The organism is Methylovorus sp. SPW-M1, from assembly GCF_053848825.1.
In genome coordinates, this window is the sequence record NZ_CM132626.1 from 389,009 (window position 1) to 404,640 (window position 15,632).

14 protein-coding genes are annotated in these 15,632 nt (G+C 53.8%); 5 read left to right on the top strand and 9 right to left on the bottom strand.

Going from position 1 to position 15,632, the window contains the following annotated elements; all coding sequences use genetic code 11:
- Positions 1–481: 481 nt before the first annotated feature.
- On the bottom strand, positions 482–1,930 hold the full coding sequence (locus ACWWD9_RS01735) for an iron-containing redox enzyme family protein (protein WP_455867537.1): 1,449 nt from the start codon (positions 1,928–1,930) through the stop codon (positions 482–484).
- 258 nt (positions 1,931–2,188) lie between these two features.
- Between ACWWD9_RS01735 and ACWWD9_RS01740 the strand changes: the two genes are divergently transcribed.
- Together ACWWD9_RS01740 and ACWWD9_RS01745 are read left to right on the top strand one after the other, a co-directional pair.
- Positions 2,189–3,130, top strand: a complete 942-nt coding sequence (locus ACWWD9_RS01740; RefSeq protein WP_455867538.1) for a methyltransferase — start codon at positions 2,189–2,191, stop codon at positions 3,128–3,130.
- Between the two features lie 5 nt (positions 3,131–3,135).
- A complete protein-coding gene (locus ACWWD9_RS01745; RefSeq protein ID WP_455867539.1) occupies positions 3,136–4,446 on the top strand; it encodes a phosphoribosylamine--glycine ligase in 1,311 nt (436 codons plus the stop codon).
- A gap of 28 nt (positions 4,447–4,474) precedes the next feature.
- Here the strand turns inward: ACWWD9_RS01745 and ACWWD9_RS01750 are convergent, their stop codons facing one another.
- On the bottom strand, positions 4,475–4,666 hold the full coding sequence (locus ACWWD9_RS01750; RefSeq protein WP_455867540.1) for a hypothetical protein: 192 nt from the start codon (positions 4,664–4,666) through the stop codon (positions 4,475–4,477).
- Between the two features lie 81 nt (positions 4,667–4,747).
- Positions 4,748–5,074, bottom strand: a complete 327-nt coding sequence (locus tag ACWWD9_RS01755) for a hypothetical protein (RefSeq protein ID WP_455867541.1) — start codon at positions 5,072–5,074, stop codon at positions 4,748–4,750.
- A 275-nt stretch (positions 5,075–5,349) separates the two neighbouring features.
- Here ACWWD9_RS01755 and ACWWD9_RS01760 point away from each other — a divergent pair, with 275 nt between their 5' ends.
- On the top strand, positions 5,350–5,583 hold the full coding sequence (locus tag ACWWD9_RS01760; RefSeq protein WP_013443261.1) for a DUF2171 domain-containing protein: 234 nt from the start codon (positions 5,350–5,352) through the stop codon (positions 5,581–5,583).
- A gap of 109 nt (positions 5,584–5,692) precedes the next feature.
- On the opposite strand, the gene ACWWD9_RS01765 is transcribed toward ACWWD9_RS01760, so the two are convergent.
- Positions 5,693–7,564, bottom strand: a complete 1,872-nt coding sequence (locus tag ACWWD9_RS01765; protein WP_015831030.1) for a methanol/ethanol family PQQ-dependent dehydrogenase — start codon at positions 7,562–7,564, stop codon at positions 5,693–5,695.
- A 484-nt stretch (positions 7,565–8,048) separates the two neighbouring features.
- Here ACWWD9_RS01765 and ACWWD9_RS01770 point away from each other — a divergent pair, with 484 nt between their 5' ends.
- Positions 8,049–9,536: an aminotransferase-like domain-containing protein gene (locus ACWWD9_RS01770; RefSeq protein WP_455867542.1), complete on the top strand. Its 1,488-nt coding sequence runs from the start codon at positions 8,049–8,051 to the stop codon at positions 9,534–9,536.
- A gap of 528 nt (positions 9,537–10,064) precedes the next feature.
- On the top strand, positions 10,065–10,601 hold the full coding sequence (locus ACWWD9_RS01775) for a hypothetical protein (protein WP_455867543.1): 537 nt from the start codon (positions 10,065–10,067) through the stop codon (positions 10,599–10,601).
- 120 nt (positions 10,602–10,721) lie between these two features.
- Here ACWWD9_RS01775 and ACWWD9_RS01780 read toward each other — a convergent pair whose 3' ends face one another.
- The 5 genes from ACWWD9_RS01780 to ACWWD9_RS01800 all read right to left on the bottom strand — a co-directional run bounded on the left by ACWWD9_RS01780 (position 10,722) and on the right by ACWWD9_RS01800 (position 15,630).
- Positions 10,722–12,020: a sensor histidine kinase gene (locus ACWWD9_RS01780; protein ID WP_455867544.1), complete on the bottom strand. Its 1,299-nt coding sequence runs from the start codon at positions 12,018–12,020 to the stop codon at positions 10,722–10,724.
- Between the two features lie 857 nt (positions 12,021–12,877).
- Positions 12,878–13,858, bottom strand: a complete 981-nt coding sequence (gene lipA / locus ACWWD9_RS01785; RefSeq protein ID WP_455867545.1) for a lipoyl synthase — start codon at positions 13,856–13,858, stop codon at positions 12,878–12,880.
- Positions 13,855–14,496 (bottom strand): lipoyl(octanoyl) transferase LipB, encoded by a 642-nt coding sequence (lipB, locus tag ACWWD9_RS01790; RefSeq protein WP_455867546.1) that lies wholly within the window; start codon positions 14,494–14,496, stop codon positions 13,855–13,857. The genes lipA and lipB overlap by 4 nt, the downstream gene beginning before the upstream one ends.
- Positions 14,497–14,498: 2 nt before the next feature.
- The gene (locus tag ACWWD9_RS01795; RefSeq protein ID WP_455867547.1) at positions 14,499–14,765 is read right to left on the bottom strand and encodes an HP0495 family protein; all 267 of its coding nucleotides are present in this window, start codon (positions 14,763–14,765) and stop codon (positions 14,499–14,501) included.
- Positions 14,758–15,630: a D-amino acid aminotransferase gene (locus tag ACWWD9_RS01800; RefSeq protein ID WP_015831021.1), complete on the bottom strand. Its 873-nt coding sequence runs from the start codon at positions 15,628–15,630 to the stop codon at positions 14,758–14,760. Before ACWWD9_RS01800 ends, ACWWD9_RS01795 begins: the two co-directional genes overlap by 8 nt.
- Positions 15,631–15,632 lie beyond the last annotated feature (2 nt).

Consider the following 15,632-nt stretch of genomic DNA (forward strand, 5'->3'; position numbering starts at 1 on the left):
CCCAGGCTGAGATCCTGTTGAAAAAATGAGGGGTCATTCGCAAGCCGCCTTTTCCCCTGCCATGGCTCTGCGGACAGAGGCACATGACGGACACTGCATGCGAAGGGGCTGGAGTAATTCGGCCGGATGCGTCAGGTGGAATGCATCAACTTGAGCGTCGCATCACCTCAAGTTAAGTGCGGTATTCATTGCCTGACTCGGGCCGCAGGGCTTGCACTTGTAGCCTAAAGGCTGGGGATGGGAAGGGCTGTAGGAGAAAATTGGAAACGTCTGTAAGGATAGTTTGAGGCGGTTTTTATGGGCGCGAAGGCTTGGCCCATGGCAAGAAAACCGCAATCGAGGAATGAGTCAATTGCGGTATTTCGCGCACGGGGCCTGCCATACATCACGATCAGGGGAGATTTCTTGAGTCGGGGAGAGTCGAACAACGGGACTGGGCCATCTGCAAGAAGCACATGCAAATGAACTTTGGTTTAATGGCTTAATTCAGCCCCGTTTGCTGCATGTAAAGCCGCGTAGCGGCGAGCCCGGCAGAGGTGTGATGCTGGCCCGGAGCCAGCCATTTCGCCATGTTGTGCATCTGGCGGCTCGGTTGGGTCAGCAGGGCAGGCTCTATCAGCGACTGCAAGGTGGTATAGGAGGTATCCGCCGGTCGTTGCCTGCTTTCCGTCATGCTTCTCTTGCGCCAGTGCTCGCCAAGTCTGGCCTGGCGTGGCAGCGTCTCCAGCACCTCGCCGGCCATCCAGTCATACATCAGCTGTTTTTCATAGGGAGTGAATACCCCGAACATGCTGGCATGTTCCCCTTCCATCAATTTCCAGAAGCGCGATTGCGCAGGGTCCTGGTGTCGCGTCATCCAGCCAGCATCCACCAGCGCATGCAGCAGCTGGGGGATTTTTTGCGGATCAGATAGCCATTCATTGATGCTGTAAGCGCCGAGTTTGCACTGACTTGCATGCATGAATTTTCCCACCGAGGCTTTTTTGCGGAAAACGGCAGTGATCTCGGTTTCGGCATCAAACTGCTGGATCAGCGCAGGCGTTGCCAGTCCTACTGAATTAAGGGCCATGCCGCGCAATATGCGCATCATGAGTGCCTGGCGTTGCTGGCGTCTGGGCAAGGCTTCAAATACCGCCCAGGCGGCGCGCATGGCATGCCCGGTCATGGCGTTATCCACCGTGACATGCAGCATGAAGTAATAGGGGTCGATATTGAGCTCTTCCAGCTCGTGCGTGGTGATCAAAAGATGGAGCGGCAATTGCTCATAGGCCAGGTTGAAGCCGATGACTTCTGGCAGATAGCTTTCTGCATGATGGCCCAGCGCCAGCTGCGTGAGTCCTTGCACAAAATGGCTGTCATCCAGGGCATGCCACTCGGTATCGAGGTCATAGCGGCGCAATAGTTGCTGATACAGCACGACATGGTTCTTGTCGCTGCGTCCTTCGCCCAGCTCTTCCAGATAAGTCTTGATCAGGGAGGCATAGCGCGGATCATCCCACTGCCGTGTAAGGCCATAAAGCCAGGCACCATCCACCATTTTGGTGGGGGCCACCTGCAACAGAAAATTCAGTGCATGCGATTTACATGAAAAATAGCGCCGGAGCTCGCCGCGTTTGCGGCCTTCCAGGTATTCCTGATACTCCCGACCTGTGGCCTGTGCATTGCGTTGTATCCACGCCTGCAGGGCATGGGGCGAGTCTGCCAGCAGGGCATCAATTAATTCGGGATCTGACTCCATGGACGACGCATCTATGTGCGCCAGTTGCTGGGTCAGAAAGGCATTTGCCTGGTGTGAAGATTCCACATGGCGCTCTGCCGACAGGTCGGGATTAAGCAAATCAAAATACAGCGTTTTAATGGCAAGGGGAGCCTCGGCAGGCGCAGGCGGCGTGACAGCTTCCTCGTCAAATATTCTTGGGTCTCCGGGCATGTTGGTTCCTTCTCCTTAATGCGAAAAGTATGGGCGGAGTCGTCTCATCTGCTTATCCGCCCGGCTCCGAGATTGCTGTAAGACGGGGCTTACAGACGGTGCCAGTGGCTTTTGTTAAGCTGAGTCATGAATAGGTCGGCGCCTCAAGCTCCAGAAGGGTGCCAGGACGCTGTTTGATCACTCCATTGAAACCAGAGGCCAGCTTTGAACCCCGATGAACACGCGAACCAGCCAGAGCCCGTCAATCCCGAACAGATCATGTCTTCCGACCAAGCCACCGCGTTGCGGGATTTGCTTGTTTATCTACGAGGCGTGAATTACCAGCATGTGGCGATTACTCCCTTGAGCCATTCGCGCATTTACAAGCGAGATGCCCAGGCCTGGGCTAAAACGGTACGCGACATCGTGGGCTGGGGGCGGCCCTTTCATGCGGACGTTGCTGGTGAGCCGTTGTTTGGACTGATGGAAGCCGGTGATGTGTTGCAGCCCGTGGAAATGGGCTGGCGTAGCAAGGTGCGGGTGGCTTCCCTGAACGGCCAGCTCTTCCTGCATTCGGCTTATCCAACGCTGGAGGCGTCGTCAGTATTTTTGGGTCCGGACACTTACCGCTTTGTCCGGGCTGTGCAGCAGTATGCGCAGACTCGGCAGCCGGTTGTCAGGCGAGCAGTGGACATCGGGACTGGGAGCGGCGTCGGGGCAATTGCGCTGGCCGGTTTGTTCCCGGATGCCGAGGTGTTCGGTGTGGATATCAACCCGCATGCGCTGGCGCTGGCACGGGTGAATGCCTCAGCCAATGGCTGCGAGCGGGTGCAGATGGTGCACAGTGATTTATTGCGGGATGTGGCGGGCGAGTTTGATCTCATTATTGCCAATCCGCCGTATCTGGTCGATGCCGCTCAGCGCAGTTACCGCCATGGCGGAGGGGCGCTGGGTGCCGAGCTTTCGCTGAGCATGGTAGATGCCGCCATGGCGCGCCTGGCGCCGGGTGGTGCGCTGGTGCTGTATACCGGAGTAGCCATGGTGGATGGGGCTGATCCTTTCCTTGCTGACGTGCAGGCGCGTCTGCAAAACCGGTCTGGATTTTCCTGGCACTACGAGGAAATTGACCCCGATATTTTTGGTGAGGAGCTGGACCTGCCACCCTATGACATCGCGGACCGTATCGCGGCCGTTGTGCTTAATCTCAAGCGCGAGGCATAGCCGCCATGCGCATATTGGGGATAGGCGAATATTCTGACCTTGCTGCCATGTACAGCCGTCTGGCGCAGGAAGGGCACGAGGTACGGGTGTGGGTGGAAGATGAAGCCTATCGTGGCATACATCGCGGCCTCTTGTCGTTTACCGATGACTGGCACGATGAGTTGGACTGGGTGCGCGAAGCAGGCCAGGAGGGCTGCATCGTGTTTGAGTCTGCGACCAAAGGCGAGTGGCAGGATGCATTGCGGCGCGATGGATTTAATGTGATTGGCGGCAGCGCCTACGGCGATCGCCTGGAAGGGGATAGGCTGTTTGGGCAACAGGTCATGCAGGACATGGGGCTGGAGATAGCACGTTGCGAGCGCTTTTACGATATGGAGGCGGCGATACGGTTTATCGAAACCCACCCTGCGCGTTATGTGTACAAAAGCAATGGCGCGGATAGCGAGCGCACACGCAATTTTGTCGGGACGCTTGATGATGGCAGTGATGTCATCGCCCTGCTGGAGTTTTATCGTCAGCACTCACCTGCTACCGAGACTTCGCCGGTGGATTTCATGCTGATGGAGCATGTGCAGGGCATAGAGATGGGCATAGGCGCGTATTTCAATGGTGCCCGCTTTTTGTCACCGGTCTGTCTTGATTGGGAGCACAAGCATTTCTTCCCCGGCGATCTCGGCGAATTGACCGGCGAGATGGGCACAGTGGTGACTTACACGGGTGGACAGTCGCTGTTCAAGCGCACCCTGGCGCATCTGGAAGAGGCACTCGCCGAGAGCGGCTATTGTGGCTATATCAATCTGAACATGATCGTGAATGAAGCGCATATCTGGCCGCTGGAATTCACCAGCCGCTTTGGTTACCCCGGATTTGCCATTTGCAGTGCTTTGCATCGCCAGTCCTGGGCCACCATATTCAAAACCATGCTGAATGTTGATTCCACTACCCTGGAGACTGCACCGGGGTTTGCGACTGGCGTAGTGCTGACCGTGCCGCCTTTCCCCTATGCCTATGGTTACGAGCAGCTGGCCAAAGGCATGCCTGTGCTTTTTCATCCAGACATCAGCGATGCAGAGCGCCAGCGCGTGTTTCTGGCGGAAGTGGAGAAGGTGGGGGACTATCTGGTGACCAGTGGCGTGAGCGGCTACATCTGCGTGGCGACCGGCACCGGTTTGACGGTGCAACAAGCCAGCGCCAGTGCTTATGCGCTGGCGGGCAAGGTGATAGTGCCGAATGTGCGTTACCGCAACGATATAGGTCAGCGTCTGGCGAATGGCGAGCTGAAGCTGTTGCAAAAGTGGGGATATATCGACGCCTGATCAGGCGTTCTATATCCCCTTTACGCTGTTACTTTTCGACAGAACCCCAGCTGGCCTCAAATCGGAACTGACGCAGGTCCAGTTCGGGACGTTCGGTTTGAAATTGCGCTTTGCCTACGCGATATGCCTCATCAATATCCTTGGCAGACAGCGAATGCTCCCAGATGGGGGTGTCACGATGGGCGGATTTATCCCACGCGCTTATGTAGAACAAACCCATACGTATTCTCCTGAAATGAGATTGGCTGAATAGTTGACTGCCGCCCGGCAGGAACAACCGCCGCAGGCGGCAAGTGCTTGCTTAATGCGAGCCCGAGCTGCTGCCTGAACCACTGGAATTGCCAGACGAGCTGCTGCCGGTGCCAGAGCTGCTGCCTGTTCCTGTGCCAGCGCGGTTTGAATTCAATTCATCCGAACGCTTGGGGGTTTGTGTTTTTTCTGGCTGGTGGGTGCCCTTGCGCTGGCTGCCACTGCCGTCAGCCGGGGTCGATGTGGAGGTGCTGTTATCGCCCGGAGTGGCGTTGGTATTCGAGCCACTGTTGGTGCCTCCGGCAAAGGCCAATGGCGTTTGCAGGCATGCGAGCAGGATGCCAAGGACTAGGTATTTTCCATGGATACTGGTTTTCATGATGATCTCCTTGAAGTCTTGAGTTATGGAATGTATTGACTGTGCAAGGATGTATCGTGAAGGCTAAGCGCCACCGGCAACATCAAGGTATTTCTTATTGTGCTGTAGGAAAATCTATATCGAGCAAAACGGGCTAACAAAGTCCTACAGCAGTATAGGAGCTGACTCTCTCGCTGAGCATGCGTCTAATCTGTCATTGTGAATGTATGGTTTGCATGTCCGCATGCAACAGCACTGTTTACCAGATGATTTTTAGACGATATGGAGGTTTTGATATGTCAGTTTCTCACGCTATTTTGCCCGGCATGCCGGTGCTTTCCGCCCAGAACACCAAAGTGGGTACCGTCGATGGTCTTGAGGGTACCAATCTCATCAAACTCACCAAGGATGAGCAGGGCCAGCATCATTACATCCCCAAGGACTGGGTGGCTTCTACCGATAATGCTGAAGTGAAACTTTCGTGCGACGAAAAGCGTGCGGTGTCGGAATGGCTGACACAGCCCAACTGAAGCCACGGCTCGTGGCTGTATAGTTTCACGCCATAAAAAACCCGCCTCAATGTGAGGCGGGTTTTTATTGATCAATGCCTGTTGCCAGGCGATTGAGACAGCCGCTTGATTATAGGCTGAACACGTTCAGTGCACCGCCGCCAGGAGCAGCGTTGTACTTGGTCAGTTCCTTGTAACCACCCGCTGCACCCAGTGCATCGGAGTCGTTATCCAGGCCCAGGTTCATCGCAACACCTGCCCAACCGCCGATACCGGACAGTACGCCAACGTATTGCTTGCCCTTGTTGCTGTAGGTGAAGGCATTGCCGATCACGCCAGAGCCCACTTGGAACTTCCACAGCAGCTTGCCAGTTTGTGCATCCACTGCCTTGAAGTCACGCTCCAGAGTGCCGTAGAACACGAGGTCAGAAGCTGTTGCCAGTACGCCGCCCCATGAGGAGAACTTCTCCTTGTTGTACCAGACGGCCTTGCCCTTCAATGGATCCCAGGCTTCGAAACCGCCCATTACGCCATCAGGACCAGCAAACATGGTCAGGCTTGCACCCACCCACGGCTGACCAGCCACATACTTGGATTCCACTGGCTCGTAAGTCATGCAAACGTGGTTCAGTGGGATGTACATCAGACCAGTGCGTGGCGAGTAAGCCATAGGCTGTTGGTCCTTGACACCCAGCGCGGCTGGGCAGATACCCTTGGCGTTGTAGTCTTCGTGTGTGGAGTAGCGCGCATCTTTTTGTGGCACGCCAGACTTCAGATCAACCTTGGTTGCCCAGTTGATGAATGGGTGAGCCTTCTCAGCCACCAGCAAGGTGCCGTTGGTGCGGTCCAGGGTGTAGTTGAAGCCGTTACGGTCAGTGTGGAAAGCGTACTTCTTGTCGCCCTTGTCGAACAGCACGATTTCGTTGATGCCGTCATAGTCCCACTCGTCGTGAGGGGTCATCTGATAGCCCCACTTGGCGATGCCGGTATTCAAATCACGTGCAAACAGCGTCATGGACCACTTGTTGTCACCAGGACGTACGTCCGGATTCCACACGGAAGGATTACCTGTGCCGTAGTACACGTAATTCAGTTTTGGATCATAGGAGAACCAGCCCCATACGGAACCGCCGCCGTGCTCCCAGCCATTCTTGGTAGCTTGTGGCTTCAGCCAGGTGCGGGTGCCCAGTTCTTTTTCAGGGTACTTCAGCTGGTCCTTGGTCAGTGCCTTGAACGAACCACCTTCCTTGTTACCACCATTCACGTCCTGGTATACAGACAGCGCGTTGTAGTGCGGGTTAGCCTTGTTGAAGTCTTCGCCGATCAGCACTTCGCTGTCAGGACCTGTGGAATAAGCTTTCCAGGCCAGCGAACCATCTTTCAGGTTGTAAGCAGCCAGGAAGCAGCGCACGCCGAATTCACCACCGGAGCAACCGGTCAGCACTTTATCCTTGAAGACGTGAGGTGCGTTGGTGTTGCTGGCGCCCAGCTTGGGGTCTGTGTTCTTTACGTCCCAGATCTTGGCGCCGGTCTTGGCATCCAGGGCAACCAGCATGCCGTCATTCTGTTGCAGGAAAATCTTGCCATCGCCAAAGCCCAGGCCGCGGCTGACGTTATCGCAGCACAGAACCGCTTGTACGGATGGGTCTTGCTTGGGGAAGTAAGTCCAGAGAATCTTCTGGTTGTCGTTCAGGTCCAGCGCGTAAACGTTGTTCGGGAACGCAGTGTGCACATACATCACACCATTGATCACCAGTGGGGAGCCTTCGTGACCACGGTTAACACCGGTGGAGAAAGTCCATGCGGATTTCAGGCTCTTGATGTTGGATTTGTTGATCTGGTTCAGCGTGCTGTAGCCTTGGCCATTGTACTGACCACGTGGGCCAGCCCAGTTGGCAGGGTTAGCCATTGCGGCTTCCTGATCTGCTGCAGCAAATGCCATCATGGGCAGGGCAACGGTCATACCGACCACGGCGCCCAGTGCCAATTTCATCTTGCTCATCTTTAAAATCTCCATTGTTTAAGTCTTGCGCCACCATAGCTGGGGTAACGGGGTTGAGCCCCTTTTTCTGACCAAACCTTAATATGTAACGAGAATTAAGGTTTGAAGCAAAGGACTGTAACGAAACGTAAATTGGATGGCGTGAGCCAGATGAAATAACTTTTGGGGTCCACATGGTCCAGTGTGATATGAATCACATGGGCCAGATGCAGTGAATAGGTGGCAGCATGCTGCATCCCACGAAGAGTGACGGCCTTGGCAGGGCGATCAGGCGGGCTTGAGCGCGGTCGACATGCCGAACTACATGCAAAAACGGCAGTCACAGCAAGTACAAATTGTAACATTTGATATACAAATTGCTACATTTAAAACGGCAGCCAATGAGCGACAATTCATAAGCTGACTTCTCAATGAAATGTTCCATGCTGGATGTTGTAAATCTGATCATTCCTGATCATCTCAAGGTGCAAAAGGCATGCCTCGCATGATGCCATCTGTTGCCCCGGAAATGCGGCGTACCTGGAACCTGAATATAGACTTCAGGCCCTTTGAGCCAGGTACCGCGCTGTATTTGCAGATTGCTGAGCAGATCATCGAAAAAATCCGCCAGGGCCGCCTGCCGCCGCGAACGGTCATGCCCGGTAGTCGCGAGCTGGCTGCCATGCTGAATGTCAATCGCAAAACCATTGTGCTTTCTTACGATGAACTGATTGCACAAGGCTGGCTCACCACCCAGCATCGCCGCGGCACCTTTGTTTCCGAGGCGCTTCCATACCCTGCTAAAACCCAGCTGCTGGAAGTGCCTGAGCAAGATCTGGCGTTTTCATCCCATGGCCAGGCTATGACCGCCTTACCAACGCAAAAGTACATGCTGCTGTTGAGTGAGGGCTTGCCAGACAAACGCGTGATTCCCTATGACAAATATATCCGGGCCTCCAAACGGGCCATGGCAAAAGTTGCGCGCACTGCCACGATGGATACACCCGATTACAAAGGGCAGCCCATCTTCCGGGAGGCTGTCGCCTCCTTGTTGCATGAGGAATGTGGATTCAATGTTGGCATTGAGCATCTTTGCCTGACACGCGGTTTGCAACAGAGCATCTATATCAGTGCGCGCGCACTTATCTCGCCGGGCGATTACGTCATTTTTGAGCGATGGTGCCCATCCGAGGCACTCAGTGTCTTCGAGTCATTGGGTGCGCGTATTCTGTTCGCCGATATGGATGGTGCCGGTGTAAGGGATGACGATGTCGAAATGCTGTGCCGACACCATCCGGTCAAGGCCATTTTCGTGACGCATCAGGTGCAGTACCCCACCACAGTCTCTCTGCCGGTTTCGCGACGCAAGCGCCTACTCAGGTTGGCTGAGGAACTCAATTTTCACATCCTCGCGGCGGATTATTCCCAGCAACTCTATTTCAATCGGCCCGCCATGGCGCCAGTGGCGACGGGCAATATGCGCAAGCGCATCATCTACATAGGCGCATTGCCCAGCATCCTGCCTGCCGACAGGCAAGTCGGCTATATTGCCAATACTCCCCAGTTTATTGATAAATGTGCGCGCCAACGTCAGTTGATGGGCCAAGTGGATGATCCCGTCAGTCAATCCGCGATCACCGAGCTTATCCAGACCGGGGAGTTTCATCGTACAGCGCGTCGTGCCTCGCGCATCTACAATCTTCGCCGACTCAATACGGCAAATTTGCTGGCAGAGCAGCTGGATGATCTGGTGTCGTTTCATATGCCAGAGGCTGGCCTGTTTTTCTGGCTGACCCTGAAAACACCTGTCCCGGTTCAGGAGTTGATTGATAAAGCTGAGCAAGCGGGCATTCATCTGATCCAGCATATCCACTACGCCGGCGATAGCGGCAGAGTGCCAGGTTTGCTGCTTGGATATTCACATCTGGATGATTTTCAAATGAAAGAACTTATCCAGAAAATCAAACAAATTCTGGTTCCCTTTGGTGAGTGATGTAGGTCACTAAAAAACAAGAAACTACCCCTCCTGAAAGATGGCTGAAAACAGCCACTTCTCTACAGCTGAAAAAACGCTCCTCAGCAAAAAAATATACATACAGTCGCCGTCAATTTTTTCACTGGCAAAAAAAGCCATTTTTTATTCCTTCGCCTCATTTTCAGCTTTTCCTCTTCCTGCGTTTTCTGATAAATGCCATTTGCGCATTGAATCTAATTAAGTTAATTAAAATCATCATGTTGTAAGCTTATTCTCATTTCATTTTTGAGAGATTTTAACTAACTGATTAACCCGATGAGTAAAGTTGGGTTTCAGAATTGTGACAGTCCAAAAATGCTCGAACAGTGAGCACTCAGCCGTGTTTTCGGATGCGGAAAGTAAGCGAGTAATCACGGTGTATCACCCCCTCTGCCAAGCCCATTTTTCTTAAATTTCCATCCGCTGCATTGCCCCTTGGGGCTATTTATCCTGTTTTCGTATCTGGGAATACTCCGCATCGTAAATAAATCCCTCCGGAGTGTTCATATGAAATCCAGATTATTAGTAGCAGTTCTGTGCATGCTGTCAGCGCAGGTGTCATTTGCTGAGGCGCCAGTCTCAGCTGCTACCGCCTCTCAACAGGCGGTGACCGTTAATCTCATCCAGAACAAAGTCATCAAGGATGAAAAAGGCGTCGAGAAGCGCATCGACGCCTCCTCAGTAAAACCCAATGACGTTATTGAGTACCGCGTTACTTACAAGAATGTCACCGACAAACCCGTCAAAGGCTTGATCGCCAATCTCCCTATCCCTGATGGCCTCGAATACCTGGCCAGCAGCGCAAAACCATCACGCAATGCAGTCGTGGCTGCAGAGGACGCGAAGTACAGCCGTGAGCCTTTAGTCAAAAAGCTCCCAAATGGCACTACGGAGCAGCTCCCTTACAACGAATACCGTCACGTCCGCTGGGACATTGGCACCCTGGCGCCCGGCGCTTCAGTTGAAGTCGTCGCGCGCGCCAAGGTCGAGGCATTTTCTGCCAAGGCTCCAGCACTGGCGGCGGTGAAGTCCACTGCAAAGTGATGCTTGGAAAGGCATTCAAGCGATGGCAATTGTTCGTGTAATCCGTTCAGGCATCTCTTCAAGATCCGAACTCATTTTTAACCACTTTGGGAGAAATTAAAGTGAAAACTGTAAGCCCACCTAGATTTGCTGGAAAAATTCCAGGCAAATCCCATTGTTGGTAAATTGAATTTCACCGCTGTGCTCCAGGATGATGGATTTGGAAATAGCCAGCCCCAGGCCCAGGCCATTTTCCTTGGTGGTCAGGTAAGCCGTCCCGGCATTGCTCGGATCGGCGAAGCCCGGGCCTGTGTCGCGTATCTGAATGCAAGGTTTTTGATCTTCAATGCCGGCGCTGACATAAACAATGCGGGTGCTGGATGTTTTGCAGGCATCGATACTGTTACGGTAAAGATTGATCAGAACCTGGGTAAGTGGAATGGGATCGCCCAATATCATGATGCGCTTGGGAGATGTGCTGAACAGGAAGTCGACATCGGATTTCTTGGCATAGGCAGAAATCAGCTCATAGGCAGAGGCGATCAGTTCAACCAAATCCACCTGGGTAGGCGAGGCGGCCGTTGGTTTGATAAATGAACGAAGATTGCTAAGGATTCGTGAGGCTACCTGTGCCGCAAGGGTGATACGTTTGGCGGCAGAGACAATATCCGGATCTGCATGGGGCGATTGGAGCAGCAGGCGTTCTGTCAGCTGGGCTTCGAGCAGGATAGTGGACACTGGCTGGCTGATTTCATGAGCGAGGTAGGGTGTTAGCTCGGACAGGATTTTTTGCCGGTCTGAGCGCGCAATTTGGGAAAGCAGCATGTTTTTTTCCGGGGAGTTTCCGGTGGAGAGGTCATGGGGGATGGCTTTGGCTCTCACTGCATTGGCCGAGTGGAGCTCAAAAAACATGGCCAAGTACACGAACTGGCTGATCACCCCTGATAGCAGCAAACCGCACAGTACGATATGTTCATGTGTCAGTGTGTAAAACGCGTTGGCATGCAGGCCCTCCAGGCTGGAAAGCTGCAACATGCCCAGCAAGGCCGGGATGTAGGTATAGGCCAGCCACTTTGCACTCTGAACGTTTTTTTGCTTGTAAATGCTGAAGGCAAGAAAGGATAGGTAGCAAAGCCAGCTTGCGTACACAAACTGAATAAAGGCAATAATGAGTGCACCCTCACCATATTGACGCGTCAATTCGAAGCATGGATAAACCGCGATGGCAAAAAACAGGGGGATTTTTATGTCCATTTTTTTGCCAAGCTCGATCTGCAGTGCCTGGGCGCAAAAGATAAAAGCCACATTGATCACAAGAAACCCGACTCTCGACTCCACTCCCCCTGCCGTATCGTGTATCCCCATTGCCAGCAGCAGCCCGGCAAGTATCCATTGCCCCAGGCACCAGCAGTGAGTGCCTGCGGTGCGTCTATTCCCCATCAATGCCCACATGACAATAGGGAGCAGGTAGTTTGCAATCGACGTTAATAACAAATCAAAGTGTGCAGGATCGTGGTGCATGGTAGCCCAGGGATTTTTATTCTTGAGTTCTTGAACATTAGATGGGTCTGCCCTGCAGGGTAATATCCCCTTGGGGCAGTGTTGGTGTTAAAGCAAGAATTATTCTCCGTTACTTGTTTTTATTGTGTGATTTTAGTATTTACAGTCATTAACAATTTCATACAATCATTCGAAAATTTTTCATTATTTTTTAGCATTTAGGATCCCCGGGTTTATCTTATTGGCAAAGGTTGAATAAGATAGTTATTCAAAATAACGATTCAAGTTAAGCGAGTAACTTTGTTGCATTTTGTCGTGCCATTTTTTGAGTCAAAAGCAACATAGATTTTGAATTAAAGAGTTTATGAGTGTAATAAAAAATTGAATTTTCTGATTATATGGGCGTACTGTGACTTGTTAAATAACTCAATTCATGACGATATTTAAAAATAGTATATTGATGTTATGCGGCGATGATTTATGCAACTTATGTCTAATAACGGGCCAAATAATAAAATTCAGCGTGCCGGAATGCGATTTTTAAAAGCAAGTAAACAGCAAATGCAGGTTTATAAGCAGGTGGGGAAAGTCAACAGGTGAAGGCAGTGATTCACTGCCCTGCTCACCAGGAGGATCCTGGATGATGAGCTGTGGGAGGATAGGTCAGGGGATGTAGAGGGAGGGACGTTGATGGGCGATGCATTACGCATTCTCAATCATTGGGCAGGCGCCAACCTGCCTGCGCTAACGCGGACGGGGAACCCAGCAGCATCCGCGCTTGCAGGGCGTGGCGATGTTTATACGCCCGCTGCGTGAGCCTGCTGGTCTGCGTGGTAAGAGGAGCGCACCATGGGGCCGCATGCCGCATGGGTAAAGCCCATGGCCAGCGCTTCTTGCTCAAATTGCGCAAAGCGTTGAGGGGTGACGAAGCGCAATACGGGAAGGTGGTGTGGGCTAGGTTGCAGGTATTGCCCCAGTGTCAGCATGGTCACGCCATGCTTTCTTAAGTCGCGCATGACCTCGAGGATTTCCTCGTCGGTTTCCCCCAGGCCCAGCATAAGGCCAGACTTGGTTGGGACATTGGGATGTTGTTCGCCGAAGGCTTTGAGCAGGTCGAGTGAGTTCTGATAGTCCGAGCCTGGGCGTGCCTGTTTGTAAAGCCGTGGCACGGTTTCAAGGTTGTGATTCATCACATCCGGTGGCGCCTGGGTAAGAATCTCCATGGCACGGTCAAGGCGCCCGCGAAAATCCGGTACCAGAATTTCGATCTGGATTGCAGGGGAGTAGCGACGTACCGCTTCTATGCAATCGACAAAATGCTGCGCGCCGCCATCCTTGAGGTCGTCGCGGTCTACACTGGTGATGACGACATAGCGCAAACGCATTTGCGCGATAGTTCGCCCCAGGTTTTCAGGCTCGTTAACATCTGGCGCAAGTGGCTTGCCATGCGCTACATCGCAGAACGGGCAGCGGCGCGTGCAGATGTCGCCCAGAATCATGAAGGTGGCAGTGCCGCCGCTGAAGCATTCGCCGATATTGGGGCAGGATGCCTCTTCGCACACCGTGTGCAGATTGTTCTCGCGCAATACCTGCTTGATCTCCTGAAAGCGCGCACTGTCAGGCACTTTCATGCGTATCCATTCCGGCTTGCGCATCGCGGGTTGCGGCACAATCTTGATGGGAATACGCGCTGTTTTGGCCGCGCCGGTTTCCTTGACGCCCGCTACCTTGCGCGGCGGCGTGGCGGGGGGCGGGGTGATTTCCAGGGTATCGCTCATAGGGCTTCGGTTCTCAAGAATTCGTTTTCAGTATACCCCAGCTTGCCCGCCAGCAATTCCAGCAGGCGCTCGCCAGCCTGCGCGGGGGTGAGGGGCAGGCCCAGGTCACGTGTTTGCGTAACGGGCATGCCTTTATAGCCGCAAGGGTCTATCGCGCTGAAGGGGGCCAGGTCCATGTCCACATTCAATGCCAGGCCGTGATAGCAGCGCTGCTGCTTGATGCGCAGGCCCAGTGAGGCGATCTTGGCATCGCCCACGTAAACGCCGGGGGCATCGGCACGGGCGTAGGCGGTGGTGCCATGCTGTGCCAGCAAGTCGACGATGCTTTGTTCCATGGCATTTACCACATCGCGTATGGTCCAGCCTTGCCGCGCAAGGTCCAGCAACAGGTAAACCACCACTTGTCCGGGGCCGTGGTAGGTGATCTTGCCACCACGGTCCACCGGCAGCAGCGGAATGTCATTGCGCAGGGGCGGCGTCGCATCGCGACGGTTGAGTCCCAGCGTGTAGATCGGTGCATGCTCGGTAAGCCACAACTCGTCGGGCGTGTCGGCGTCGCGGCGAGCGTTGAATTCCTGCATCGCATGCCAGGTATCTTCATACCCGCTCAGGCCGAGCCGGCGAATATGCAAGGGCATGCTTAGAGCACAACCTTGACGCTAGGGTGCGAAGTCAGTGCGCGATAAATATTGTCGAGCTGTGGTTTGGAGGTGACGTAAACATAGCAGGTAAGGCTGATGTAGCGTCCACCAGAACTCGCGCGCATCTCGACGCGGGTAGCGTCGAATTCGGGCGCATGCACCCGGATAACGTCCACCACGGTGTCGGAAAAGGTCTCATGCGTTTCTCCCATGACCTTGATGGGGAAGTCGCAAGGGAATTCAATCAGAGTGTCTTGATCAGCCATGAGGTGTCTCCGCGCTACGCATAATGTGGTTTTTATAAAGCTGATACGCTTTATACATGCGCTTGAATATGGGGCCGGGCAGGCCGTTTGCAATGGGGGTGTTGTCCAGCCGCACAATGGGAAGGATTTCCTTGGTCGAAGAGGTCATCCACAGTTCGTCGGCGCTACGGATGCGCGCTTCAGGGAAATAGCCAATATCAACGGGGATGCCTTCGCTCTCGGCCAGTTCCAGGATCACATCGTAGGTAATGCCAGGCAGCATGTGCTGGTCTTTGGGCGGCGCCAGTATCACGCCTTTATCCACGGCAAAAATATTGCTGGCAGCGCCTTCGGTCAGCATGCCATCGCGGAACAGAATGGTTTCCACCGCACCTTCGTCGACAGCCATCTGGCGCAGCAACACATTAGGCAGCAATGAGATGGCTTTGATGTCGCAATGATCCCAGCGGATATCCTGGCTGCTGATGGCAACGGCGCCGCTTTCCACCAGACTGGCAGGCGGCGTGATCAGCGGATTGCTCATCATGAAAACGGTAGGCTCCACATGCGCAGGAAATGCATGGTCGCGAGGTGCAGGCCCGCGTGTGACCTGAATGTAGATGGACTGGTCTTCTGCTTCATTGCGCTTGACCAGCTCTTCCACATGGCGGCTCCAGGCGGCGCTGTCATACAGATTGGGTATGCGCAGACTGCTGAGGCTGGTACTCAGCCTGCGCAGGTGCTCTTGCAAACGGAAGGGGTGGCGCGAGTAAACCGGGATCAGTTCATACACGCCATCGCCGAAGATGAAGCCGCGATCGAGTACCGGAATGCGGGCTTCTTCTATCGGCATGAAGGCGCCGTTCAGGTACACGATCTGCGACATGA